This window comes from Pseudomonas sp. P1_C12 (genome assembly GCF_056406435.1).
Genome location: NZ_JBFUAE010000001.1, coordinates 434,698 through 457,035 on the forward strand (window position 1 = coordinate 434,698; position 22,338 = coordinate 457,035).

The 22,338-nt window shown below is 57.4% G+C and carries 24 protein-coding genes; 19 read left to right on the forward strand and 5 right to left on the reverse strand.

Annotation, left to right across the window (positions count from 1 at the left end; translation table 11 throughout):
* Window positions 1–173: 173 nt before the first annotated feature.
* Entirely contained in the window at window positions 174–947 is a 774-nt protein-coding gene (locus tag AC1D19_RS02055) for a class II aldolase/adducin family protein (protein ID WP_477762191.1), read from the forward strand.
* A gap of 148 nt (window positions 948–1,095) precedes the next feature.
* A complete protein-coding gene (locus AC1D19_RS02060; protein WP_477762192.1) occupies window positions 1,096–2,130 on the forward strand; it encodes an ABC transporter substrate-binding protein in 1,035 nt (344 codons plus the stop codon).
* 217 nt (window positions 2,131–2,347) lie between these two features.
* On the opposite strand, the gene AC1D19_RS02065 is transcribed toward AC1D19_RS02060, so the two are convergent.
* A complete protein-coding gene (locus AC1D19_RS02065; protein WP_477762193.1) occupies window positions 2,348–2,530 on the reverse strand; it encodes an AbrB/MazE/SpoVT family DNA-binding domain-containing protein in 183 nt (60 codons plus the stop codon).
* Between the two features lie 1,031 nt (window positions 2,531–3,561).
* Between AC1D19_RS02065 and AC1D19_RS02070 the strand changes: the two genes are divergently transcribed.
* The 9 genes from AC1D19_RS02070 to AC1D19_RS02110 are packed head-to-tail and all read left to right on the forward strand — an operon-like array spanning window position 3,562 to window position 11,026.
* On the forward strand, window positions 3,562–3,894 hold the full coding sequence (locus tag AC1D19_RS02070; RefSeq protein WP_477762194.1) for an integrative conjugative element protein, RAQPRD family: 333 nt from the start codon (window positions 3,562–3,564) through the stop codon (window positions 3,892–3,894).
* Entirely contained in the window at window positions 3,891–4,130 is a 240-nt protein-coding gene (locus AC1D19_RS02075; protein ID WP_477762195.1) for a TIGR03758 family integrating conjugative element protein, read from the forward strand. The genes AC1D19_RS02070 and AC1D19_RS02075 overlap by 4 nt, the downstream gene beginning before the upstream one ends.
* Window positions 4,131–4,147: 17 nt before the next feature.
* Entirely contained in the window at window positions 4,148–4,519 is a 372-nt protein-coding gene (locus AC1D19_RS02080; RefSeq protein WP_477762196.1) for a TIGR03745 family integrating conjugative element membrane protein, read from the forward strand.
* A 7-nt stretch (window positions 4,520–4,526) separates the two neighbouring features.
* Window positions 4,527–4,940, forward strand: a complete 414-nt coding sequence (locus tag AC1D19_RS02085) for a TIGR03750 family conjugal transfer protein (protein WP_477762197.1) — start codon at window positions 4,527–4,529, stop codon at window positions 4,938–4,940.
* Entirely contained in the window at window positions 4,937–5,578 is a 642-nt protein-coding gene (locus tag AC1D19_RS02090) for a PFL_4703 family integrating conjugative element protein (protein WP_477762198.1), read from the forward strand. The genes AC1D19_RS02085 and AC1D19_RS02090 overlap by 4 nt, the downstream gene beginning before the upstream one ends.
* A complete protein-coding gene (locus AC1D19_RS02095; protein ID WP_477762199.1) occupies window positions 5,575–6,387 on the forward strand; it encodes a TIGR03749 family integrating conjugative element protein in 813 nt (270 codons plus the stop codon). The genes AC1D19_RS02090 and AC1D19_RS02095 overlap by 4 nt, the downstream gene beginning before the upstream one ends.
* Complete coding sequence (locus tag AC1D19_RS02100; protein WP_477762200.1) at window positions 6,377–7,894, forward strand: TIGR03752 family integrating conjugative element protein; 1,518 nt, start codon at window positions 6,377–6,379, stop codon at window positions 7,892–7,894. The genes AC1D19_RS02095 and AC1D19_RS02100 overlap by 11 nt, the downstream gene beginning before the upstream one ends.
* Window positions 7,857–8,273, forward strand: a complete 417-nt coding sequence (locus AC1D19_RS02105) for a TIGR03751 family conjugal transfer lipoprotein (protein WP_477762201.1) — start codon at window positions 7,857–7,859, stop codon at window positions 8,271–8,273. The genes AC1D19_RS02100 and AC1D19_RS02105 overlap by 38 nt, the downstream gene beginning before the upstream one ends.
* A complete protein-coding gene (locus AC1D19_RS02110) occupies window positions 8,273–11,026 on the forward strand; it encodes a conjugative transfer ATPase (protein WP_477762202.1) in 2,754 nt (917 codons plus the stop codon). The genes AC1D19_RS02105 and AC1D19_RS02110 overlap by 1 nt, the downstream gene beginning before the upstream one ends.
* A 200-nt stretch (window positions 11,027–11,226) precedes the next feature.
* Here the strand turns inward: AC1D19_RS02110 and AC1D19_RS02115 are convergent, their stop codons facing one another.
* Both AC1D19_RS02115 and AC1D19_RS02120 read right to left on the reverse strand, forming a co-directional pair.
* A complete protein-coding gene (locus tag AC1D19_RS02115; protein ID WP_477762203.1) occupies window positions 11,227–12,510 on the reverse strand; it encodes a hypothetical protein in 1,284 nt (427 codons plus the stop codon).
* A gap of 252 nt (window positions 12,511–12,762) precedes the next feature.
* The gene (locus AC1D19_RS02120; RefSeq protein WP_123722476.1) at window positions 12,763–13,035 is read right to left on the reverse strand and encodes a LasR-specific antiactivator QslA; all 273 of its coding nucleotides are present in this window, start codon (window positions 13,033–13,035) and stop codon (window positions 12,763–12,765) included.
* A 169-nt stretch (window positions 13,036–13,204) separates the two neighbouring features.
* Between AC1D19_RS02120 and AC1D19_RS02125 the strand changes: the two genes are divergently transcribed.
* From AC1D19_RS02125 to AC1D19_RS02145, 5 genes are all read left to right on the forward strand, one after another.
* On the forward strand, window positions 13,205–13,459 hold the full coding sequence (locus AC1D19_RS02125) for a helix-turn-helix domain-containing protein (RefSeq protein ID WP_123722475.1): 255 nt from the start codon (window positions 13,205–13,207) through the stop codon (window positions 13,457–13,459).
* Between the two features lie 105 nt (window positions 13,460–13,564).
* Window positions 13,565–14,521, forward strand: a complete 957-nt coding sequence (locus AC1D19_RS02130) for a TIGR03756 family integrating conjugative element protein (RefSeq protein ID WP_477762204.1) — start codon at window positions 13,565–13,567, stop codon at window positions 14,519–14,521.
* Window positions 14,518–15,900: an integrating conjugative element protein gene (locus tag AC1D19_RS02135; protein WP_477762205.1), complete on the forward strand. Its 1,383-nt coding sequence runs from the start codon at window positions 14,518–14,520 to the stop codon at window positions 15,898–15,900. The genes AC1D19_RS02130 and AC1D19_RS02135 overlap by 4 nt, the downstream gene beginning before the upstream one ends.
* Before the next feature lie 3 nt (window positions 15,901–15,903).
* Entirely contained in the window at window positions 15,904–16,212 is a 309-nt protein-coding gene (locus AC1D19_RS02140; RefSeq protein WP_477762206.1) for a hypothetical protein, read from the forward strand.
* Between the two features lie 10 nt (window positions 16,213–16,222).
* Entirely contained in the window at window positions 16,223–17,767 is a 1,545-nt protein-coding gene (locus AC1D19_RS02145) for a conjugal transfer protein TraG N-terminal domain-containing protein (protein ID WP_477762207.1), read from the forward strand.
* 10 nt (window positions 17,768–17,777) lie between these two features.
* On the opposite strand, the gene AC1D19_RS02150 is transcribed toward AC1D19_RS02145, so the two are convergent.
* Entirely contained in the window at window positions 17,778–18,161 is a 384-nt protein-coding gene (locus tag AC1D19_RS02150; RefSeq protein ID WP_477762208.1) for a DUF3742 family protein, read from the reverse strand.
* Window positions 18,162–18,616: 455 nt separating this feature from the next.
* Here AC1D19_RS02150 and AC1D19_RS02155 point away from each other — a divergent pair, with 455 nt between their 5' ends.
* Together AC1D19_RS02155 and AC1D19_RS02160 are read left to right on the forward strand one after the other, a co-directional pair.
* Window positions 18,617–18,946 carry a hypothetical protein gene (locus AC1D19_RS02155; RefSeq protein WP_477762209.1) on the forward strand — a complete coding sequence of 110 codons (330 nt, stop codon included), beginning with the start codon at window positions 18,617–18,619 and terminating at the stop codon, window positions 18,944–18,946.
* Between the two features lie 130 nt (window positions 18,947–19,076).
* A complete protein-coding gene (locus AC1D19_RS02160; protein ID WP_477762210.1) occupies window positions 19,077–20,036 on the forward strand; it encodes an ArdC family protein in 960 nt (319 codons plus the stop codon).
* A 129-nt stretch (window positions 20,037–20,165) separates the two neighbouring features.
* Here the strand turns inward: AC1D19_RS02160 and AC1D19_RS02165 are convergent, their stop codons facing one another.
* Window positions 20,166–20,363 (reverse strand): DUF7740 domain-containing protein, encoded by a 198-nt coding sequence (locus tag AC1D19_RS02165; protein WP_007901093.1) that lies wholly within the window; start codon window positions 20,361–20,363, stop codon window positions 20,166–20,168.
* A gap of 221 nt (window positions 20,364–20,584) precedes the next feature.
* Between AC1D19_RS02165 and mobH the strand changes: the two genes are divergently transcribed.
* Complete coding sequence (mobH, locus tag AC1D19_RS02170) at window positions 20,585–22,309, forward strand: MobH family relaxase (RefSeq protein WP_477762211.1); 1,725 nt, start codon at window positions 20,585–20,587, stop codon at window positions 22,307–22,309.
* Window positions 22,310–22,338: the final 29 nt, after the last annotated feature.

Sequence of the window (22,338 nt, forward strand, 5' to 3'; positions counted from 1 at the left end):
AAACAACCGTCCAAGCGTGGCGTTCTGCGGTGGGTGTATCGGTAAAATGACCATAACAGTGATGCAGCCCAGAAGCCTTTTCTGTTCATGGTACACCGGTAAAGGGTGTTGCAAGATCACCTCATTGCCGGTCGACCAATTCGGTCGAAACATACCATGAACAAGGATGCGTAATGCACGACATCAGCTATCAAATCGATCGTAGCCGGATCTCCAGCGAAGAGTGGGAAACCCGATGCGATCTGGCTGCACTTTATCGATTGCTCGCACACTTTCGCATGACCGATCTGATCGATACGCATATCTCCGCCCGCGTACCCGGCGAGGAGGGGCACTTCCTGATCAATCGCTACGGTGTGCTGTTCCACGAAATGCGAGCTTGCGATCTGATCAAGATCGATCATGAAGGCAATGCCGTGGACTCACATTACGGCCCTGGGAGTGTCAATCGCGCTGGATTTAACATCCACTCGGCGATCCATGCGGCACGCCCCGATGTCGCTTGCATCGTGCATACCCACACTTCAGCCGGTATTGCGGTTTCCGCGCAGGAAGAGGGGCTGCTGCCAATCAGCCAGCATGCACTCAAGTTCTACCGACGGCTTGGATACCACGACTATGAAGGTATCGCGTTGAACCCCGAAGAACGCAACCGGCTGGTTTGCGACCTGGGTTTGCACATGGCGATGATTCTGCGCAATCACGGGTTGCTCGCCGCAGGCCGGTCCATCGCCGAAGCGTTCAATCAGATCTATTTTCTGGAGCGCGCTTGCCAGGCCCAGGTTCAGGCCCTGGCCGGCGGCCGGCCGCTGCGGACGCCCCCTGAGGCAGTATGCGAATTAACCGCGCGGCAGTCCGATGACGAGATCGATCAAGAGCTGCACCAACTCGCCTGGGCGTCCGCACTGCGCCTGATTGCCGGTGATCGAGTGGATTACCGGTGCTGAAGTACGGTCGACGGTCAGGCCGTTACCTATGACTGGAGTCACCATTCTACTGGCCCCAGAGTCAGGGATGGGATAGCTGTCAGTGATCACCCTGAACACTGCCAAGCGGGTTTCAAATCTGCCAAAACCAATAATCCTAGAGGTAGACATGAATAAGAAAGCAATCGTAGCCTTGTTCCTCACAGCCATCACGTCGAGTGTCATGGCGGGTGAAATGACCGTGATTTCGTTCGGCGGAGTGAGCAAGGACGTGCAGTCGGAAGCGTTCTATAAACCATTCGAAAAAGTCACCGGCAACAAGGTGGTGGCCGGTGAGTACAACGGTGAAATGGGCCGCATCAAGGTCATGGTCGACACTAACAGCGTCAATTGGGATGCGGTACAGGTCGAGGGGCCAGAACTGATTCGCGGTTGTGACGAGGGGATGTTTGAACATCTGGATACGGCACAGTTCGGCAAGCCGTCTGACTTCGTGCCCGGCACGTTCTCCGAATGCGGTGCCGGTATGCTGGTCTGGTCGATGGCGATAGCTTACAACGCTGACAAACTCAAGGTCGCGCCGACCGGCTGGACCGACTTCTGGGATACACAGAAGTTTCCTGGCAAACGCAGCCTGCGCAAGGGGGCCAAGTACACGCTGGAAGCCGCATTGATGGCCGATGGCGTGGCTTATGCCGACATCTACAAAGTGCTGTCTACCAAGGAGGGTGTTGATCGAGCGTTTCGCAAACTTGACCAGATAAAACCTGATATTCAATGGTGGGAGGCAGGCGCGCAGCCGATGCAGTTCCTTGCCAGCGGTGATGTGGTCATGAGTACAGCGTTCAACGGTCGGGTTTTCGCGGCCCAGGAGACGGGGGCCAACGTGCAGATCGTCTGGAAGGGAAGTATCTATGCCATCGACTCATGGGCGATCCCGAAAGGCAGCAAGAGCAAAACGATGGCCGAGCAGTTTATTGCGTTCTCCCTTCGCCCGGAAAATCAGAAGGTTCATACCGAAAAGCTCGGTTATGGTTCGACCAACCAGCAAACCGCGTCATTACTTGATCCGACCTTGGCGTCGCGCCTGAACACCGCCCCGAGTAACCTGGCGCAGGCGATGCCGATCGACAGTGAGTTCTGGGTCAACCATGGTGAAGAGCTTGAGCAGCGCTTCAATGCCTGGGTGGCTAAAACGAACTGACGGCGTGTTGTGATGGTAGCCGACAAGGTGACGATTGACTTGACGTAGAGGGGGCAGCGGTCGAGATCTAAGACCGCAGGAAACGACCTATTTGAATGCCTTGAGGAGGCGTGGTTCACCGCTCCTCAAGAACCTCGATTTAGGTTGACTGACTTCCTCAGGGCGTGAGGCGGTCGCTCTGAGATGTGGCCCTATCAGTGGAAGGGCGGGGCATCGGTTAGGGACTGTCGTGACGTGTGGGCTTAAGGACAATCACCCCATCCAATACCTCGATCGTCAACTCGTCCCCAGGGCTTAAGCCCATTTTCAAAAGCAGCTCTGGTGGTAAATCGACGATGAGGTCCCCACTTCCATCCGCAGCGTCTTGGCACTTCACAGTCCAGCGCTCCCCTGCGCTCATAGCTGTTCAACCTCAAATCATTGTTGGACGAACTTCATTATGGTCACTCTGCGCTCCCCCGTATTAGTTAGCGGCCGCCAACATGCGCTTGGGAATTGCTGTCGGCGGCAGTCTAGCTGCTGCCGCATTCGCAGTTTTGACGGCACGCGCTGAACGCCAGGCGCAATCTGTTCACCCGAAAGCTGTATGAGTTATCGACTGGCCGCTATTGGCCCAGAGTGTGTAAAAACGTCAGATTGGGTTTTCTATATCGATGCTTGGAGACCGTGCTCACGTTTCGCAAACTGATCAAGGTCACGACGTTTTCAGGAACAGTTAAAACGGCTCAGCAGCTGTTGCCGCTGACCGAAAACTGACCCAGTAAAGGCTGTTCTGCCGACTGAAATCTGAGCCCGGAAGCCTCTGCTCAATGTAAGGATTTCAATCTCAGACGCGTACTTTTCTGCCGTGGAATCCATGGCGGACTTTTTCAACAGAATTGGCCGTTCTCTGCCCATTGCTCCTCTGACGTCTGCGGGTCAAGTCGGATGCACAGGGGGCGGATTCAATGCAATCGGCTGGTCAGATGAGCGCAAATACGCGCCCATCGGCATGGCGCTCTGATCGCGGCGGAACCTCTGGACTGCCGCGCCGGATACCCAACCAGCGCTTACTTCGCATAACAGGCTTGCTCCAGCTTCTTCTTGACTGATGACTAATTTCCGTTCAAGACAGAGTGCCTTGTAACAGTTATTCAGTTACGAGGCGCTCTAACCTTGTGATCTGGAGCTTTCAGGAGTGGTAATACTCTAAAGGGTTACCTTTTTCACGGAAAAGGGGTTGTGACGATATCATCATCAACGAAAGTCATCGAGAGTGGAGCTTCCCTAGAGCCTCAACCATTTTCCACCAACGGTCGAAGGGCCACATTAGCTGTAATGCACATCCCCAGTCCTTCCCCAGAAAAAGCGATTCATCAGACCTCAGGTTTCTTACGGAATAATTCGACCTCTGACTTGATTCTGCTCCCCAGATCCATAAGGGCCAGCATCATGCCGACGACCATCATTCGTTGCTTACTACTCTCGCTAGCTGCCGTCGATAGCAGCGGCTATGCCGCATCTGAATATGAACAGGGTGAGCTCAGCCTAGTCCAGCAGCAGCTGGACATTATCGAGCGCCTAGCCGCTCAAGCCGAGACTTCAGGCAGCGCTCAACCAAATGAGCGCTACCGCTTCGACTACCCCCGACTGACCCAGGACATTCAGCGCATCCGCCAAGGTGTACAGAGCTATCTGTTCCCTTCCCGTGCGCAACCCCGAGATCCCAGTGAACTGGTCGGTGATTACCGCCTCGACACTCCGACTGCGGAGCCCTCGCCATGAGCATGACTGACGCCCAAACCTCAGCGTTCCAAAACGCCTCCGGCATCTCGGCGCAGAGCAGCTCAACGCTGTGGCTTTCCTTGGTTCTCGTCCTGGCTTTGCTGTGGTGCGCCTGGGTGATGTGGACGGCTTACCGGGGTTGGGCGACAGGCAGTGTGCGCTTTGGAGCCTTCGGCGGCAGTGCCGCGCGCGTCACGCTCACCCTACTCGTCCTGATGTTCTTCACCCTGTCTTAATCCAGGAGATCGCCGTCATGCTCAAGTGCCTTGCCCCGCTGAAAAAAAACCTGCGTGATCGTGCCAGTCAGCGCTTGATCGGTCTGCTGCTGGTGCTCGGTCCGAGCTTGGCGTTTGCCGAACTCCCCACCATGGAAGCCCCTTCGCGCGGCGAAGGGTCCGGGTTGATCGAGACGATCAAAAACTACGCCTACGACGGCGGCATCCTGCTCGGTCTGCTGATCGCCTTACTCGCTTTCTTGGGGGTGGCTTGGCACTCGTTGACCGTCTATGCCGACGTACAGAATCAGCGCAAGACCTGGAAGGATTTGGGTGCTGTAGTCGGCATCGGTGCCCTGCTGGTGGTGATCATCATCTGGTTTTTGACCAAGGCTGCCGCGATTCTGTGAGGTTGGCATGAACGACACTATCGAACGCCTTGCTGACGGCACCTTGGTCTTTCTCCCAGAGCGACTCAATCGTGATCCCGCCGTATTGCGCGGTTTGACCAATGATGAGATGTGGGTAGCGCTCGGTAGCGGTGCGGTCATTGGCCTGCTGCTGGGCGTTCCGCTGACGATTGCTACCGCCTCCATTGCCGTGGCGCCAACCAGCATGATCGCGAGTATGGCGGTGGTGCTATTCGCCGGTGGCACGCTACTGCGTCGGGTCAAACGGGCCCGGCCCGAGACCTGGTTGTACCGCAAACTCGAATGGGTACTCGCCAGCCGTTGGCGCCTGGGGCACGGAAGTTTGATTCTCCACTCCGGCGCCTGGACGGTTCGCCGTTCGCGTCGACTGCGCCCTGCCCTGTCCCGGTGGCAGCCATGAGCCGATTTCGAAACAAGGTCGATGCCCAACAGGCGCATATCTTCAGCCTGCGTCTGGCGGTAATGATCCTTGCCCTGGTCTGTGCCGGGCTCTGGTACGGCTGGCATACGGCACCGACCGATCTGACCGTGCATGTACCCCCAGATCTGCGCTCGGGCAGCACCCGCAAGTGGTGGGATATCCCCTCAGAGAATGTCTATGCCTTTGCCCTGTACATCTTTGGCCAGCTCAACCGCTGGCCCTCGGATGGCGAGCAGGATTATCGCCGCGCCATCTATGGCTTGCAGTCCTACCTGACACCCGCCTGCAAGGCCTTCCTCGACGGCGACTACGAGTACCGCAAGGCCGCTGGCGAACTGCGCCAGCGGGTGCGTGGCGTCTACGAAATTCTGGGCCGAGGTTACAGCGAAGATCCGGAGCTTAGGGTCAAGCAACTCGACCGCGACAGCTGGCTGGTCAAGCTCGACCTCAACGCCGATGAGTATTACGCCGCGGAACCGGTGAAACGGGTGGTGGTGCGTTATCCATTACGCGTAGTGCGTTTCGACCTGGACCCAGAACGCAATAAGTGGGGGCTGGCACTGGATTGTTATCAGGGCACTCCGCAAAAAATCTCCCTGCCTGGAGGTGAGCCATGAAACGGATTTCTACCCTGGGACTTACCGTCGTACTGATGCTATGGGGAGTTGCGGCGCAGGCCGTCGAGCTGATGCACTGGGAACGTCTTCCCCTCGCGGTCCCGCTGGTGATCAATCAGGAGCGGGTGGTCTTTGTCGATGAGAATGTTCGAGTCGGTGTGCCCTCATCCCTGACGGGCAAACTGCGTGTGCAATCAACCGGCGGGACGCTGTACCTGCGCGCATCGGAAGCCATTGCCCCGACCCGACTGCAACTGCAATCGGTCGCGACGGGCGAGATCATCCTACTGGATATCGCGGCCACTCCCGGCGATCAACCGCTGGAGCCCGTGCGTATCCTCAAGAATGCTCAGGTGCAAGCTACCGAGGCTGAATCTAGCACCGTCCTTGTTCCAGAACGTACACCGATCCCGGTCGCTTTGACGCGTTATGCCGCGCAGAGCCTTTACGCGCCGCTGCGCACCGTAGAATCCCTGCCCGGCGTACGCCGCGTCCCACTCAAGCTGCGCACCGAATTGCCAACCCTGCTGCCCACCGAAAACGTGTCCAGCACGCCCATCGCCGCCTGGCGACTCGGTGACTACTGGGTGACGGCGGTGAAGTTGCGCAATCGTGGTCCAGAGACGGTACAACTCGATCCGCGTCGGCTTCAGGCCAAGCTGTTCGCCGCGACCTTCCAGCATGCTTTCCTCGGGCCTGTCGGCAGCGCTGAAGACACCACGATTGCCTATCTCGTCACCCGCAGTGCCAGCCTCGAACACGCCGTGCTGCTTCCGCCCGTTGCGCGAGGTGCTGGCGATGAAGGCTAACGCGTTGCTCAAATGGCTGGTACCGGCTGCGCTGCTGGCCGTGGTGTTGATCATTCTAAAAAGCTGGGTCGCGGGTGGCAACACGCCCTCTCCAGAGCACCCAGTTGATCAGGGCAATATTCAGTTATCCGCCGAGCAAGCCAAGTCGCTCGGCATTGCTGGCGATACCCCACGCGACACGGTCGCCACCCTGGTCGGCCAGGTGAAGGCCATGCGCAGCGACATGCTCGGTTTGAAGAAACACAATGACTCACTGCAGACGGAAAACAACCGCCTACGCGAGCGGGAAAACAGTGTCGATTCGCGTATCCAGACCGCGCTTGGCAGTGTGACCCAGCAGGTCGACGAAGGCCGCCGCCAAGCCAACGAGGCCCGACTCAAAGCGGAACAAGACAGTCGTCAGGCTCGCGGCCTGCTGACGCAATTGCAGGAACAGTTGTCGGGGCTGACCGGCAAAGGCAAGGACATGCCGATCGGATTGGGGCTAGAGCCGGGCGATGGGGCTCAGTTCGAAGGGCGACACTCTGCCACTGATACGCTGCAGTGGATTGAACCCTCGGATGCTTCGTCCACCAACGCCAGAGGCAAAACCACGACTTTCTCCGCACTGAGCCTGCCTATCGCTTTCAACTCTCTGGAAGGCTTGAAAGACAACGCGATTGATCGCAGCCAGAAACAGCTACGTGCAGTTACCCAGGGTGAGCGCGACCTGACGCGATCCGTTGATCGTACCGAAGGCGCGAAGCCGGTCTACACGATCCCCGAAAACGCCACGCTGATGGGCTCGGTCGCCATGACCGCGCTGATCGGCCGAGTCCCTGTGGACGGCACCGTGAATGACCCCTATCCCTTCAAGGTGCTGGTCGGTCCGGAGAACCTGACCGCCAACGGCATCGACCTGCCGGACGTCGCGGGGGCCGTGATGAGCGGCACGGCGTCCGGTGACTGGACCCTGTCCTGCGTACGCGGACAGGTCGAGTCGATCACCTTTGTGTTTACCGATGGCACCATCCGCACGGTGCCTCAGCCGAAGGCGATAGCCAGCCGCACTGCCTCCACCACCCAGAGCCCGAACACCGACAAGATCCGTGGCGGGCTCGGTTACCTGTCCGATCCGTATGGCATTCCTTGCATCGCCGGCGAGCGCCGCTCGAACGCCCAACAGTACCTCGGCAGCCAGAGCCTGATCACTGCGGCCGGCGCCGGTGTCGCCGCCTTGCTCGGGGATGAGCAGAACAACAGCAGCGTGATCAGTTCGGGCGGCAGTACGCTCGGAGTCACCAACAGCACGGGCAACAGCGCGCTGAATTCAATTCTCAGTGGTGGGGTCAGCGACATCCGCGAGTGGGTCAACAAACTGTATGGCGAAGCCTTTGCTGCCGTGTACGTGCCACCGGCCGCACAGGTCGCCCTTCACCTCGACCATGAGATCACCATCGACTACGAGCCCAAGGGCCGGAGCGTTCGCCATGAAAAAGACCATGCCTCTATGCCTGACCTGGATTAGCGTGTTCTGCTGGGTCCTGGCGGGGTGCTCCACCAACAAGGAGACGCTGCTGCCCCATGGCAAGCAAACCATGCTGGACATCTGGAACGGCGCCAGTTCGCAAGGCACTCAGCAGCAACTGCTGGAGGCTCGGCAACAGTTACGCCGCCCGCTGGCTCAGGCAGATGTCTCCGCGTCTCTCCAGGAGTCGTACACTCGTACAGCGGCGAACGAGATCCGCAACCTGTTCCCGCGCCTGCCCAATCCCGATCTGGTGCTGTACGTGTATCCGCATCTGAGTGGTACCGAGCAGGCACCGGTCCCGGGTTACTCGACCGTCTTTCCGTTCTACCAACGTGTGCAGTACGCATTGCCTGGTGAACGTCAGGAAGACCTGTAGTGCGTAGCGGCGATGCGGACAACCGCACTTCTGCGTGGAAAGCCTGGCGCAGCCCATTGCGCCCTCGCGCCACCTTGGCCGATGAAGCGGAACTCTATGCGCACAACCCCAGCTTCACCGATCACCTGCCATGGGTCGAATACCTCGACACCGAGCAGTGTTTTCTACTGGATGACAATCGCTCGGTGGGTGCGGTGTTCGAGTTGCTGCCTATCGGTACCGAAGGGCGCGAACCCGATTGGCTGATGGCGGCCCGCGATGCCCTTGAGGATGCCCTGCAGGATAGCTTTGACGAGCTGGATCAAGCACCTTGGGTGGCGCAGTTTTTCTGCCAGGACGACAATGACTTCACCCCCTACCTGAACCGGCTCACTGGCTATATTCAGGACAGAGCGCGAGGCACCATCTTCACCGAGGCGTATTTGGAACTCAGCCGCCGTCATCTGAAGGCCATCGCCAAGCCCGGTGGTCTGTTTGAGGATAAGGTGGTGACGCGCCTGCCCTGGCGCGGTAACAACCGCCGAGTACGCCTAGCGGTCTATCGCTGGCTTGAGTCTGACGCTGAGGAAACGGGGCTCACCCCGGTGCAATCCTTGCAACAGGTCTGTGAGCGGATCGGTGCCTCGCTGCGTGCCTGTGGGGTGCAATCGAGGCGAGTCGATGGCCGAGGTCTGTATGCCTGGTTAGTGCCCTGGTTCAATCCGGCGCCCAGGCTCACCAATGAAGCACCCGAGGAGTTCTACCGCCGCGTGGCCTATCCGGAGTCGGGCGACGGTGAGTCGCTGGAACTGCCCTTCGACCATGACTTTTCCGAGCGGCTATTTTTCAATGAGCCGCGTTCGGATGTGCAGCGCGGACTCTGGTTTTTCGACGATCAGCCCCATCGGGTCATGGTGGTGGACAAGCTGCGGCGGGCGCCCTTGATTGGCCAACTCACTGGCGAAACCCGCAAGGGCGACGCGGTAAATGCCCTGTTCGACCAGTTACCCGAAGGCACGGTGATGAGCCTGACCCTGGTGGTCAAACCGCAGGATGTACTTGAGGAGCAGTTGAACCGCCTGGCGCGCAAAGCCATCGGTGAAAACCTGGCCTCGACCCAGACCCGCCAGGATGTCGAAGAGGCTCGCGCAATCATCGGCCGCCAGCACAAGCTTTACCGCGGCACCCTGACGTTCTACGTGCGCGGTCACGATGAACAGCAACTGCACCAGCGCTCAGTCAGCCTTGCCAACGCGCTGCTGGGTGCGGGGCTGCAACCTGTACGCGAAGGCGATGAAGTCGCCGCTTGCAACAGTTACCTGCGTTGGTTACCAATGGCTTACAACCCGGCCCGCGACACGCGCAACTGGTACACGCGCCTGATGTTCGCCCAGCACCTAGCGAACCTCGTTCCAGTCTGGGGCCGCAGCACAGGTACCGGCCACCCGGGTATCACCCTGTTCAATCGTGGCGGCTCGCCGTTGAGTTTTGATCCGTTATCACGCCTGGACCGAGCCATGAATGGTCATCTGCTGTTGTTCGGCCCCACCGGCGCCGGCAAGTCCGCCACCCTGGTCACCCTGCTGATGCAGATCATGGCCGTGTACCGCCCTCGCCTGTTTATCGTCGAGGCCGGCAACTCATTCGGCTTGCAGGGCGACTACTTCGCGACACAGGGCCTGTCGGTCAACAAGGTCCAATTGAAACCTGGCGCCTCGGTCAGTCTCGCCCCGTTCGTCGATGCTTGGCGCCTGGTCGAGCAGCCGGATCAGGTGGCGAGTCTGTCGATCGATGAGTGGGACGATGAGGTGGTAAGCAGTCGAGAAGACCATCGCGATGTTCTCGGCGAACTGGAAATCACCGCCCGGCTGATGATCACCGGCGGCGAAGCCAAGGAAGAAGCGCGCCTGAGTCGAGCCGACCGCAGCCTGATTCGCGAGTGCATTCTCGATGCGGCGCAGACCTGTGTCGCGGCAAGTCGTCGGGTACTGACTCGCGACGTGCGCAACGCCTTGCTGCGCGTCGCCGCCGACCCGCACTTACCGGAAAAGCGTCGCGAACGTGCCCAGGAGATGGGCGAGTCCATCGACCTGTTTTGCCAGGGTTTCGAGGGTGAACTGTTCGATCGCGAGGGCACGCCTTGGCCCGAGAGCGATGTGACCATTGTCGATCTGGCCACTTACGCTCGCGAAGGCTATGAGGCACAGATGTCCATCAGCTATATCAGCCTGATGAACACCGTGAACAACCTCGCCGAGCGCGATCAGTATTTGGGACGACCGATCATCATGGTCACCGACGAAGGCCATATCATCACCAAAAACCCGCTGCTGGCGCCATTCGTGGTCAAGGGGACGAAGATGTGGCGCAAGCTCGGCGCGTGGTTCTGGTTGTCGACGCAAAACCTTGCCGACTTCCCCACTGCGGCGCAGACCATGCTCAACATGATCGAATGGTGGATCTGTTTGAACATGCCGCCAGCGGAGATCGAAGAAATCGCTCGCTTCAAGAAGCTCACACCGGCACAGAAAGCCTTGCTGCTCTCCGCCAGCAAGGAACCGGGCAAATATACTGAAGGAGTGGTGCTGTCGAAGAAGCTCGAGACGCTGTTTCGGGCCGTGCCACCCAGCCTTTACCTCGCCCTGGCCATGACGGAGCCCGAGGAAAAGGCCGAGCGCTGGACACTGATGCAGGAGAACGGCTCCTCGGAATTGGAAGCGGCTTACCGGGTAGCTGAACGGATCGATAGAGCGCGAGGAATAGAACCAACATAGGAATAGCTATTCGGGTATCGCGCTCTCAGAGAGTGAGCTGCGAAATAGCATCGCAACTGACCGGACGTTTGCACGACAACTGAACAGTTGATTGCATTCGTATTGAACACCTAGCCGGGTGGTCAGTTGCTGGTCATCGCCCGCGTGGGGCTACTCTAAATAAAATTTATTTCTGTCAGTTTCAACACCACTTTCTATTGTTAATGATGCGACCCTGGCTGCGACCTTGCATTAGCAGCCTTCTTCACTTCCGACTCCAAGCTGTTTATCAGATAACTCAAGTCATGCTTCGATATACGTTTCGGTCTGACCATACGCTCTGGGTTATTAATTCGTGCTTTTGTTTCATCCGAAAGCGCACGATCTAGACAATTGGCAAAGTCCATTTCATCGTCGAATATAGCTTCTACTTTTCGAGCCTCATCACGAATCACAAGTGCTCTCAGAGGACAACTCTTGATGGCTTTTAACAATCCATCATCAAGCGTAGTTACAACAGGAATCATGAACTGATTGCCCTTTTTTTCTGTCATAAGCGTTTCACAATGTCGAAACATATAGAGGTCCCACGCAAGCGCGGAAATCCTGTCATTCGAATCTCCGTTTGGGTTCCGCAACGCGGGTTCGTCAAAGATGGGCATTCTACTTTGCTTATCAGCGAATCCGCTCAGAGCCTTCCATCCAAAATAAAGCTCTTTTAAGGGCATGAGGTCAAAATTATCAAGGCAGAAATCCACCAGGCAGCGAATACCGTCATCCACGCCTTGGCCATTCCAGCACTCCAGCATCGCGCGTAAAATTATTGACTGCATCATATCTCGCCGCTGGATACAGGCCCATGCCTCCCCATTCGTCAAGAATGCATCCCACATTTCCTCGGCTGCTGGTATATAGTCCTTAATCTGTTCAGCATGCCCTTTCAGCACTCTATCCCTAACCTCGGGAAGGTGCATCATGGCATCAAACATCTTTGCTGCCGCAACTTTCTGGTACGGCCATGGATTATTTGGCTTTACAACTTCACGTAGGTTTTCCAGTGTCGCAAACGTCCAATCAAAACCACGTCCGCTTTGATCTTCAATGAACTGCAAGGTCGCCCTCACCTTTTCGCGGTGTTTCGACTTTTCATGACGAAAAAAACCAGGTAACTCAGTAAGGAAATTTGTATCGAGTAGTGAGAAAAATGGAAACTCCAAGGGGGCACTGCCGCTCCTCATCTGCCTCTCGATAGCATCGGAAAATGCAAAAATGCCCTTTCCAGCAAATAGAGGAGCCACAGGCACATTTGGATTATCTGACCTGCCCAGAGCCTGCAATGGAACCCCTCCCTCATCGCTCGCGAACAACACACGAATGCCCGAGAACGCTTCACGATCAGAAGCGACGATGTCTGCGAGGGAGTCACCTGGCGAGCGAAGTAGAATGGCAGTCTTTACACGTAGCATCTTTTTCATTTCTTGACGCAGATCGAGTTTGTTTACCATCGTGATGTGCCCTCTAAAAGATATGCTGGTGCGGTTTCCCACGCAGAAAATGAGAGAGATCGGTGGGTTGCTGCCACATATCTGGGCTCCGTTGCGCAACCTGATGCCCGCTCGCTTTTTATCGAGGGCAGCGCGAGTCGCAGAGCAAAACATCGGGACAAAAACGCTGCACCTAAAAACCACAAGTGACTCAGGACTGTAACCTGCTGGTCTGTGCCAATGCGACAGGCTTGGCTAAATGTAAACGGGTGGTCAAGTCGATACAGGTATCCGTGTGCCGCGCTGAAGCCGCTGTTGAACCCTCAACAAAAAACCTGCTTCAAAAGCATCCTGGCAGTCACCGACAGGAAGGGTCTTGCGTGTTTGCGCCAGTTCCCACCACAGTGGAATCTCGCCGGGCGTGTCAAGCCAAGCCTGAGCACATTGCACGCCACGTTCGATCATCGAGGCAAACTCGTTGCCCCAAGGTGTCAGAAGACTTGGGCAACCATCCGCCGCAGGAATTGAAATGTAGTTTTCGTCCATACACACCCTAGATTTCTGATTTATTGTTAGACGTTGGGCCCAGCTTCGAAAAGCTTAACGAAGCCAAATGAAAGCTCGATAACAGGCATGAGCATCAAATGGCCTAGATCAATGCCAATGTAGACTATATCCCGTGGATTGAGAGTCCCTCAAGGCGCAATTTGCGCGCATGACTCAAGACTACGAACAGCTTCGTCTGCAGCTGGCGGAAAATATCCGCTTGATGCGACGCGTGAAAAACCTTACCCAAGAGCAGCTTGCGCTCATGGCCGAGGTGGATCGCACCTACGTCAGTCAAATCGAACGATGCACGGGTAATCCGTCGCTGTTGGTCCTGTGCAAGCTCGCCAATATTTTCGAAATTACCGCAGATCAGTTACTTGTGGAACCCGATATCCTGCGCAGTTCCCTTCACGTCAAATAATAGTCTCACGTATCACAAACCCGATAGATCCACCTTCATAATTTCCACTGACAGTCTTCAGTCCCTAACCGAACCTGCCCAGGCCATACACCAAGAGCCTGGATCATGCCTGTTGCCTACTCGTCAGTCCCGCCCACAAAGCTACGTCCCTTGGCGCTGAGCATCCTGCTGGCGTGCGGCCCAAGCGTGGCGCTGGACACCGCCAGCATCACTTCCTCCGTGCTTTCTCCAAGCTGTCTCGACTACAGGGTCGTCGGAATTTGTTTCTGGCTCCTCTGCACGCCCTTCGGCTGCACAGTCAAAACCTCCACCAAGGTTCGTCATTTCATTCCTGAGCTGGTGGTCTCGAGCTACGCCACCACTGGCAATAATCCCTGGACCGAGATGGCCACACTCTCCTCTCCCATCAGCGGAGCTGAAGGCGGCGGCAACCTGATCACGCCGAACATCCGCCGCGACAACCTGCCCCGCTTCAAGAACGTCGACGGTATTGGCCATCCCGGTGGCTGGGCCGCAACGCAATTGGCTTCTCAATCCGGCTATGCCTGCGCCAGCGGTGCAACTGCGTTCATGCCCTACTACCTGAGCACCCTGGACTCACTGGCCTGGCGCCATGGCATTCCGGAAAGTCTTTACCCCGAGTCGCTCATGCCGGGGATCCGTGAAATTGGTCGTCAGGCTTTGGGAAACATGTGGGGCAACGTTTATCCCCGGCAGGGCTTTCTGGTACAGCCCGACGATTTCAAGGCGGCCGCCGTCATGGCGCAACGGGCGGGTGATGTGATTACCCGCAACTGGCAACCACATGTGTATGTACCGCTCACACCCATACCACGCGACGGCTACTGGCCGCCTGGTCCTATCGTTGAAAACGATGCATCAACCCACAAATGGCAATTGCTCTCCCCCCAAATTCAACCGACGTGCGCCATCTTCCCCAGCGATTCGGTACAGAGCGCGGATGGCGCCTATGCCTGGTCGCTATGGCGTCCGTATAGCTGCTGCAAACGTGAGGGGCAGACCTTTCTGTTTAGTATCGACTTCGAAGGCGGTGCTTCATGAGCGGGCTTCGCGCGCGACCCTGGTTGGCCACGATGAGTCTGGTGCTCTACGGACTGCTTACCATGACCACGCATGCCGACGCCGCCGAAGGTGATTACCGCCTGGGCACTCAAGGCGAAGTGCTCGACGACCGGGTGATGTACACCATCGGTGGCGGCTCGGCAGTCGGCTCACCGAGTTCGCTCTACCGACCCAGTGGTCTCGGTGTCGGCGGGTCATGGCGAGCGAACATGATGTGCGGAAACATGAGCCTCACCAACACCCTGCAAAACCAACTGAACGGCGTGACCGAAGGTTTCCAGCAGATCATGGGCAGCATCATGCAGAACGCGACCCAAGCGGTGATGTCGCTGCCGGCGTTGATCATCCAGCGCGCCAACCCCGGTCTCTATGAGTTGCTGAGTAACGGGGTGATGCAGGGGCGCATCGACTTCGACCGCTCCAAGCTGACCTGCCAGGCCATGGCCGAAAAGATGGCGGACAAGGTCGGTCAAGCCGGCTGGGGCGCGCTGGCCAAGAACCAAGAAATGCAAGGCAACCTGGAGCAAACCGGCGGTGATGCGGTGGCTGCGGTGAAAAACACCGAGGCCCATAACGGCAACAATGGGGTGTCCTGGGTCGGCGGTTCAAAGGCCGGAGGTAATGGGCAGACGCCCATTCGGGTGACCTCCGACGTAGTGCGCGCGGGCTACAACTTGCTGCATAACCGGACGGTGGATGACAGTGCGTCGATCAGTAGCAGCGACTGTTTGGGTGGGGCCATTTGCCACACATGGGCTTCGCCCCAGGAGGAGTCCGAATGGGCCGTTCGCGTGCTGGGCGAGAGCGAAGTCGCGACCTGCGACACCTGCGAAACCCTGCGTGCGACCGCTGGCAGCGGATTGACGCCGCTGATCCAGGAGGCCTACAGCGAACGTCTCAAGGCCCTGCAAGGGCTGCTGTCGGGTTCACTGCCGCCTACCCCTGACAATCTGGCTAAAGCCTCGAGCCCAATACTGCCGGTGACCCGTGGCGTGATCGAAGCCTTGCGCGACGATCCCGACCAGGATCTGCTGGCGCGACGTCTGGCCAGCGAGACGGCCCTGTCCAGCGTACTCGATAAGGCGCTCCTGCTACTGCGCACCCTACTGGCAGGTAGTCACGAACCGAACATCGCTTCAGCCGAGCCAGCCCAGACAGCTTTGACGAAAAATATCGACGCCCTGGAGCGCGAAATACGTCTGCTACAAACCGAGCTGCAGGTCCGGCAGATGCTCGCCACCAATACCGCCAGCTTGGTGCTCGATCGGCATGCCGGCGGTGCTGATGCTTCGCGCACCGTCGAGCAAGGCGATCCTGAGCCGGGCCGACTCAATGACGCTGACGCCAGGCGCAAGTGAGCCATGAAACGCTCAGCGCTATTCACTTTGCTTTCGAGTCTGAGGATTGCCGCGATGATGATCCTGAGCGCCGCACTGGTCGCCTGGATCGGCCGCACTGCGCTGGGTAGTTTCGAGGCATGGCAGCAGGCATTCGAATCCGCACGACCTTATCTGCGGTGGTGGCGCGCCCTGCTCTACGGCGCTCTCTTTGCGCTCTGGTGGGACCTGCTTCGGCGCTACCGACATCGACCACAGGATCGACTGCGCGTGCAGCGCATTTGGGCAATGGGGCTCGCACTCTTCATCTGCGTCGAGTTCACCCGATTGTGAGGTTGTCACCATGCTCATGAGCACCAACAGCTACCTGGAGTTTTACCTCTCCCTGCTGGCCTGGATCATCAATAACGGCCTCTGGAGCGTCCTGTCCGACACTGGGCTATTCGCCGCCCCCTTTGGTGCAATCATCCTGCAAGAATGGCTGTCGGCCCGTCAGCAAGGCGCGGATGAAGGTAACAAGGGACTGCTCTCAGTGCCGCGGATCGAGAACCGGTTGTGGCTGGCCTACATCGTCGTGTTGTTCGGCTGTGCGCCGGTCTTTCCGTTGAGCCTCACGTCAATGGCATTCGATGATGCGTCGAGCCAGCGCTGCGGTGCCAGTGTGGCCAGGCCAGCGGAAACCGCTTGGGGGACCACCTTCAACACCATTGGCGAACGATCTGCCAACGTGCCGATCTGGTGGTTTCTGGTGCATGCCTTAAGCAAAGGGGTAACCGCGGCGGCCACCGCTTCCATCCCCTGCGCACCGGATATCCGACAAATGCGCATGGAGATCGACAGTTCGCGCATCAACAGCCAGGTCCTGCTGCAAGAAGTCGCCGACTTCACCCGCGACTGCTATGGCTATTCTCGCTCCCGGCTGTTCACCAACCGTCCCCAGTTGGACAAGGCTCAAAGTCATGATGCGTCCTGGATCGGCTCAAGCTATTTTCTTGATACGCCTGGCTACTACGATACGGATCGCTCACACACACCGCGCGTCAGCTGGCCGTATGACGAAAGCCGCGATGTCTCCTTGCCTCGGCTGGAGAATGGCGCGGGCTACCCCACCTGCAAGCAGTGGTGGAGCGCTAGCGGTGTCGGATTGCGTGAGCGCTTGATCGAGCAGGTCGATCCTTCGCTGCTGACTCAGCTGAAAGGTTGGTTGACTGGTCGTTCGAGCAACGAGATCGAGGATGCCACCCTGCGTGAGCTGGTCAGCCCGCGCCAGCAATCGATGTCCATGTCGCCCGGACAGGTGTACCAGGACTATGGCTCCAGTGCCCGCGGCGGCTCGATCAATCAGGGCCTCAATAACCTGGCCACCAATACCGGATTGGCACTGGGTTCCTTCAGTAATTTTCCCGCAATGAATGCGCTACGCGCCGCCCTACCGATGGTGCAGGCTTTTCTGATCATGGGCGTCATCATCAGCTTGCCGCTGATTCTGTTGGTCAGTACCTACCAGTTGAAGACCGTCATGACGGTGACGTTCGCTCTGTTCACGCTGCACATGCTGAGCTTCTGGTGGGAACTCGCCCGCTGGGTCGACTCCAGCATGCTCGATACCTTGTACAACCAAGTTTCGGCGTCCAATCAAGTGCTGTTATCGCTGCCCACATCCGGTTTTATGGATGGGACGGTCACGACGCAGGTCATTGAGTATGTAATGGGGGCGATGTTCATCGTGCTGCCGATGGTTTTTCTAGCCGCCATGAGTTGGGCCGGATATAGCGTAGGCTCCATAGCAGAAGGCATGCTAGGAAAAGGGACACTCAGTGCACAAAATGCAGGTTCGAAAGGTACTGATGCTCTGATCTCTGCAGGTACTTCAATCAGAAAAAGCTAACGACAACCCACTAATGCTCGTCCAGGTCAGGCTGTCCCGGTGCACGATTGAGTTCGTACTCACCATAAGGATCGCCGAATGCCTGAGCCCCGTAAAAGTCCTTTGAGGCGTTGGGTCGGCGATGGACGATTACCCAATACAAACCCATTAGAGTCATCAACGACAAGAACAGCCAAAAACTTACAAAAAGCAACGCTCCCACCATAGTGAACTTGGCGATCAGAAAGCTCCCGCGAACGAGTAAATTACCCGCAGGCACATCTGCCACCATCGCGCGCTCAGCTAAACGGGTCTCGAATGCTTTCAGTATGCGATACCCGCGCTTTATCGACATGCCACAGGTATATGCCCAGCGGTGGGCGTGGGAAATATGAACAGGGTTCTGCGTCGGCATGGTCTCGCCCTCTTCTGAGCGTTTTCATGGTTGAGACAGGAGTAACAGCCTACTACTGAAAACGGCCCGTGCCTGACCGTTTATCAGTATGCCCAGCCGAAAAATCTTCACTGGAAGACAGAAGACAAGCCCCGTGAAACAGCGTCTCTACAGTGATTGACCCATATCAGTCGTCCGGCTAAATACAAGGTACGGATCGCTGTTATCGACAGCACCTGCCCAGGTAGCCAGAGCCTTCAAGACTACGTCACTTCGGTGATGGTTCTCCCCAAGTGCGATTAGCGTTCGGTAGCTCGCACGGTGACCGTTTCTACGGTGATGAACGCCTACTGCTCTCCTGAGCGCCTTTCGAGCTCTACTCGTGAGGTAAGCCCTCTTGATTTTCTTCAACCCACAGCGGGGAAATCTTTCCCCGCACGGGACAGGTTTCTTCGCGTTTTCAACGGAGGCACACCATGTCCGACTCACTTACACCGGAAACACTGAATACCCTTCGGTTGGCCATCGTGTTCACCCCTGGCGCGTGGCAACGCGCAATACTGCTCGATCAATCCGATTACGCTGAGAAGCTACAGGTTGATCGGTTGAGCCACGTATTGCGCGCAGCCTTCGAAGCCCACCTGGCCTATCCACAAAAGCCCTATGTGCTGTTCGAGGTAGTCCACATTGAACCAACCGATCACTTCGACCACGACCCGTTGCTGCAATTGAGTCTCAGCCTACTTCAAGAACCGGGTCAGCCTAGCGTCTTGCTGATAGCGCTTGCAGGAGAACACCAGCGCTAAGCGCAATCGGCGGCGCCCACCTCCACATTCGGACGGCATACAAGACCTGCATCAAACCAGCACATCACCCAACCGGGGAACCCTCCCCGACGGGCACGGCGTTCCTCGGTTTTCTCTCGAGGAAATTGCCATGCGCGATATCTACCAAGACGTGACAGACAAGATCGTTAAAGCTTTGGACCAAGGCGTTACCCCCTGGATCAAACCCTGGTCTTCAAATGGCTCCGCCTACATCCGTCATCAACCCTATCCCATCAACGCAATCACGCGTCGTCCCTACTCGGGCATCAATTTACCGCTGCTCTGGGCCGAGGCCAGGTTGCAGGGGTTCACTCAAGACCGTTGGCTGACGTTCAACCAGGCCAAAAAGGCCGGGGGGCACATCCGTAAGGGTGAGCACAGCACTCTGGCAGTACTCTACAAGCCGATGGAGCGCGAGGAACAGACAGAGTCAGGTCTCCCCGTACTCGACGAAAATGGTCAGCCCAAGGTCGCTTACTTCGGCATTCTCAGAACACATTTTCTGTTCAACATCGAGCAAACGGAGGGGCTCGAAATGCTCAATGAAACCCTGCTCGAAACGGAACAGACTGATCCCTTCCAGCCCAACAGCGCCGCGGAAAACCTGCTGTTAAGTTCAGGTGCACGCATCGTTCATCGACCTGCCGACGAAGCCTTTTACCATCCGATCAGGGATTTCATCCAACTGCCGACAAAAGCACAATTTCAAGATGAAGGCGGGTACTACGCCACGGCACTTCATGAGCTGACGCACTGGACCGGGCATCAAGCTCGGTTGCAGCGCGAAGGCCTGACGTCAGCCTGTCCATTCGGCTCGCCAGGCTACGCGTTTGAGGAGTTGGTCGCCGAGATGGGCGCTGCTTTTTTATGTGCCTACGCCGGTATCCAGGGGCAACTGCGGCACGAGGGCTACATCGACTCCTGGCTAGGCCTACTCCAGGCTGACAAACGCGCGATCTTTCGCGCCAGTGGTCAGGCCCGAAGCGCCTCGGAGTATGTATTCAACCTGGAGCAGCAACTGAAGCAGGTGGTAATGGATGACTCACGATGCATGAACGATGGAGTTTGATCGTTAACTCACCATTGCAATCGCATCACAGGGCCCAACGCGAGTTGGGCCCTTTTTTCTGCGCCCAGAAAACCCATGTCGCGGGACTCTGATGCAATGGGTCAGGGATGGGCGCACACCCGCAGCCTGTCATTCCGCATCCAGATTCTGCGCCAGAAAATCCACCAGCTCGAGCGGACTCCGGCTGTCGATTACCTTGTAGATCAGATCGCGTTTACTGCGCGGCAACTTCTTGACCACGCTCTTCGCCGAGGCCCGGACGGCTTCGTCAGTTCCATGGATACGTGCCGCGAGCAGCAGCACGAGCGTGGCGTCAGTGAGGTTCATGGCAAGACCCAAAAAATATGCACCGCAGTGTACCGACTCTTGTCTTTGCCGTACTAGCCCCAACAAAACGACGCCTAGCCGTATCGATATTCCGATTGCCGCACAAAGGGACCCAAGCCAAAAGGACGGGTAAGGGTTGAAAGGGAATGGGGACTCAAGGGTAAGAGCCCTATCCGAAAAGGCTAAAAGGCCACTGACCCCGCCACTTCCCGGAGGTCACGATGCTCAGTCTGTTTCGCCACAAAAGGCAGAAGTTCCCTCCGCCACCGAGCGTGAGCGTCGCCGAAGGTTACCTGCCCATCGAGTCGGCCCACAGCTTGTTAGCAGCGGAGCACCGCCGCCAGTTGCTCGATCGTATCTGGCAGTACACTGCCCTCTCTCACGCGCAGTTCATCCAACTCTATTTAAATCCGATCCATCGCTATGCCGAACAGGTCCAGCAACTCCCAGCCAGCGAGACGCACCACCATGCTTATCTTGGCGGCATGCTCGACCATGGACTGGAACTGGTCGCTTGCAGTTTGAAACTGCGTCAGTCGTATCTGCTTCCCACCGGCGCCGCACCCGAAGACCAAGCCGCCCAGACCGATGCCTGGTCCGCCGGCATCGCCTATGGTGCCCTGCTCCATGACATCGGCAAGATCGCCGTGGACCTGCAGGTCGAACGTCAGGATGGCCGTCTTTGGCATCCTTGGCACGGCCCCCTGGATCAGCCCTACCGTTTTCGCTATGTCAAAGGTCGCGACTATCACCTGCACGGCGCCGCAACCGGCTTGCTCTACACCCAGATTCTCGACCGCCCGATCCTCGATTGGCTCAGTGGATTTCCGTCGCTGTGGGCCAGCTTGCTGTATGTCCTGGCCGGTCAGTACGAACGCGCCGGCGTGCTGGGTGAGCTGGTCATTCAAGCCGACCGTGTTTCCACTGCGCAGAACATTGGCGGTAACCCGAGCAAGGCGCTGCAAGCACCAATTCATTCGCTGCAACATCACTTGATCAGCGGACTACGTCATCTGGTTCAGCACGAGCTGAAACTCAACCAGCCGGGTGCCGCGGGATGGCTGACCCAGGACGCACTCTGGCTGGTCAGCAAGACGGTCACGGACAAGCTACGGGCCTATCTGCTGTCGCAAGCGATAGAGGGCATTCCTTCCTCCAACATTGCGGTGTTCGACGAGCTGCAGTCACATGGATTGGTTGAGTCCACGCCGGAAGGCAAAGCCATCTGGACTGCGTTTGTGACACAGGAAAATTGGCAGCAGAGCTTCACCTTTCTGCGTCTTCAGCCGGCACTGATTTGGGGAAACGAAGACCGGCCCGAGACTTTCAGCGGAACGGTGAGCATTGCGGCCCATGACCACTCAACCGACACCCCAGTATCAACACCAACGCTCGAGACAGTCCGTGCAAGATCAGGTCAAAGTCAACCGCAGCCGGATACCTTGACGGTAGAGGATGCCGATTACCTCGGCACGTTGCTGAACATGTTCGAGTTGGATGAGCCTGAGACCAGTGATTCACTGTCAGAAAGTGCTGACGATACTTCAACGCGTCCATCGGATAACCCAGGCCAGGCATTCCTGAATTGGGTAAAGGAAGGCATCCTGAGCCACAAGCTGATCATCAATGACAGCAAGGCTAAAATCCATATGGTGGGCGGTACTGTGTTCCTGGTCACGCCTGGCCTTTTTCAGCGCTACGTTCAGGAGTTTCCGGGCATCTCACTAGGGGCCGATTCCGCAGGTGAGGAATGGCGATGGGTGCAAAAGCAGTTTGAGAAACTGAAGGTCCACAGAAAGAGAGACAATGGCCTAAACATCTGGGCATGCCAAGTGCAGGGCCCTAGGAAGAGAAGCACCTTGAAGGGATATCTGATTGCCGAGCCGACGTCACTTCTAGAACCGATTCCGCCAGACAACCCATTTCTCGCACTTGTCGAAGTATGAGCAATGACAATCCCGGAGGCTTGACTTAA

Excerpts from the sequence above, each read along its gene's own strand:
- AC1D19_RS02145 (WP_477762207.1), top strand. The coding sequence starts at position 16,223 with ATGCTCATGAGCACCAACAGCTACCTGGAGTTTTACCTCTCCCTGCTG.
- mobH (WP_477762211.1), top strand. The coding sequence starts at position 20,585 with ATGCTCAGTCTGTTTCGCCACAAAAGGCAGAAGTTCCCTCCGCCACCG.
- AC1D19_RS02100 (WP_477762200.1), top strand. The coding sequence starts at position 6,377 with ATGAAGGCTAACGCGTTGCTCAAATGGCTGGTACCGGCTGCGCTGCTG.
- AC1D19_RS02070 (WP_477762194.1), top strand. The coding sequence starts at position 3,562 with ATGCCGACGACCATCATTCGTTGCTTACTACTCTCGCTAGCTGCCGTC.
- AC1D19_RS02080 (WP_477762196.1), top strand. The coding sequence starts at position 4,148 with ATGCTCAAGTGCCTTGCCCCGCTGAAAAAAAACCTGCGTGATCGTGCC.
- AC1D19_RS02120 (WP_123722476.1), bottom strand. The coding sequence starts at position 13,035 with ATGGACGAAAACTACATTTCAATTCCTGCGGCGGATGGTTGCCCAAGT.
- AC1D19_RS02135 (WP_477762205.1), top strand. The coding sequence starts at position 14,518 with ATGAGCGGGCTTCGCGCGCGACCCTGGTTGGCCACGATGAGTCTGGTG.
- AC1D19_RS02155 (WP_477762209.1), top strand. The coding sequence starts at position 18,617 with ATGTCCGACTCACTTACACCGGAAACACTGAATACCCTTCGGTTGGCC.
- AC1D19_RS02055 (WP_477762191.1), top strand. The coding sequence starts at position 174 with ATGCACGACATCAGCTATCAAATCGATCGTAGCCGGATCTCCAGCGAA.
- AC1D19_RS02090 (WP_477762198.1), top strand. The coding sequence starts at position 4,937 with ATGAGCCGATTTCGAAACAAGGTCGATGCCCAACAGGCGCATATCTTC.
- AC1D19_RS02075 (WP_477762195.1), top strand. The coding sequence starts at position 3,891 with ATGAGCATGACTGACGCCCAAACCTCAGCGTTCCAAAACGCCTCCGGC.
- AC1D19_RS02150 (WP_477762208.1), bottom strand. The coding sequence starts at position 18,161 with ATGCCGACGCAGAACCCTGTTCATATTTCCCACGCCCACCGCTGGGCA.
- AC1D19_RS02095 (WP_477762199.1), top strand. The coding sequence starts at position 5,575 with ATGAAACGGATTTCTACCCTGGGACTTACCGTCGTACTGATGCTATGG.
- AC1D19_RS02065 (WP_477762193.1), bottom strand. The coding sequence starts at position 2,530 with ATGAGCGCAGGGGAGCGCTGGACTGTGAAGTGCCAAGACGCTGCGGAT.
- AC1D19_RS02105 (WP_477762201.1), top strand. The coding sequence starts at position 7,857 with ATGAAAAAGACCATGCCTCTATGCCTGACCTGGATTAGCGTGTTCTGC.
- AC1D19_RS02115 (WP_477762203.1), bottom strand. The coding sequence starts at position 12,510 with ATGGTAAACAAACTCGATCTGCGTCAAGAAATGAAAAAGATGCTACGT.
- AC1D19_RS02160 (WP_477762210.1), top strand. The coding sequence starts at position 19,077 with ATGCGCGATATCTACCAAGACGTGACAGACAAGATCGTTAAAGCTTTG.
- AC1D19_RS02085 (WP_477762197.1), top strand. The coding sequence starts at position 4,527 with ATGAACGACACTATCGAACGCCTTGCTGACGGCACCTTGGTCTTTCTC.
- AC1D19_RS02125 (WP_123722475.1), top strand. The coding sequence starts at position 13,205 with ATGACTCAAGACTACGAACAGCTTCGTCTGCAGCTGGCGGAAAATATC.
- AC1D19_RS02140 (WP_477762206.1), top strand. The coding sequence starts at position 15,904 with ATGAAACGCTCAGCGCTATTCACTTTGCTTTCGAGTCTGAGGATTGCC.
- AC1D19_RS02130 (WP_477762204.1), top strand. The coding sequence starts at position 13,565 with ATGCCTGTTGCCTACTCGTCAGTCCCGCCCACAAAGCTACGTCCCTTG.
- AC1D19_RS02060 (WP_477762192.1), top strand. The coding sequence starts at position 1,096 with ATGAATAAGAAAGCAATCGTAGCCTTGTTCCTCACAGCCATCACGTCG.
- AC1D19_RS02165 (WP_007901093.1), bottom strand. The coding sequence starts at position 20,363 with ATGAACCTCACTGACGCCACGCTCGTGCTGCTGCTCGCGGCACGTATC.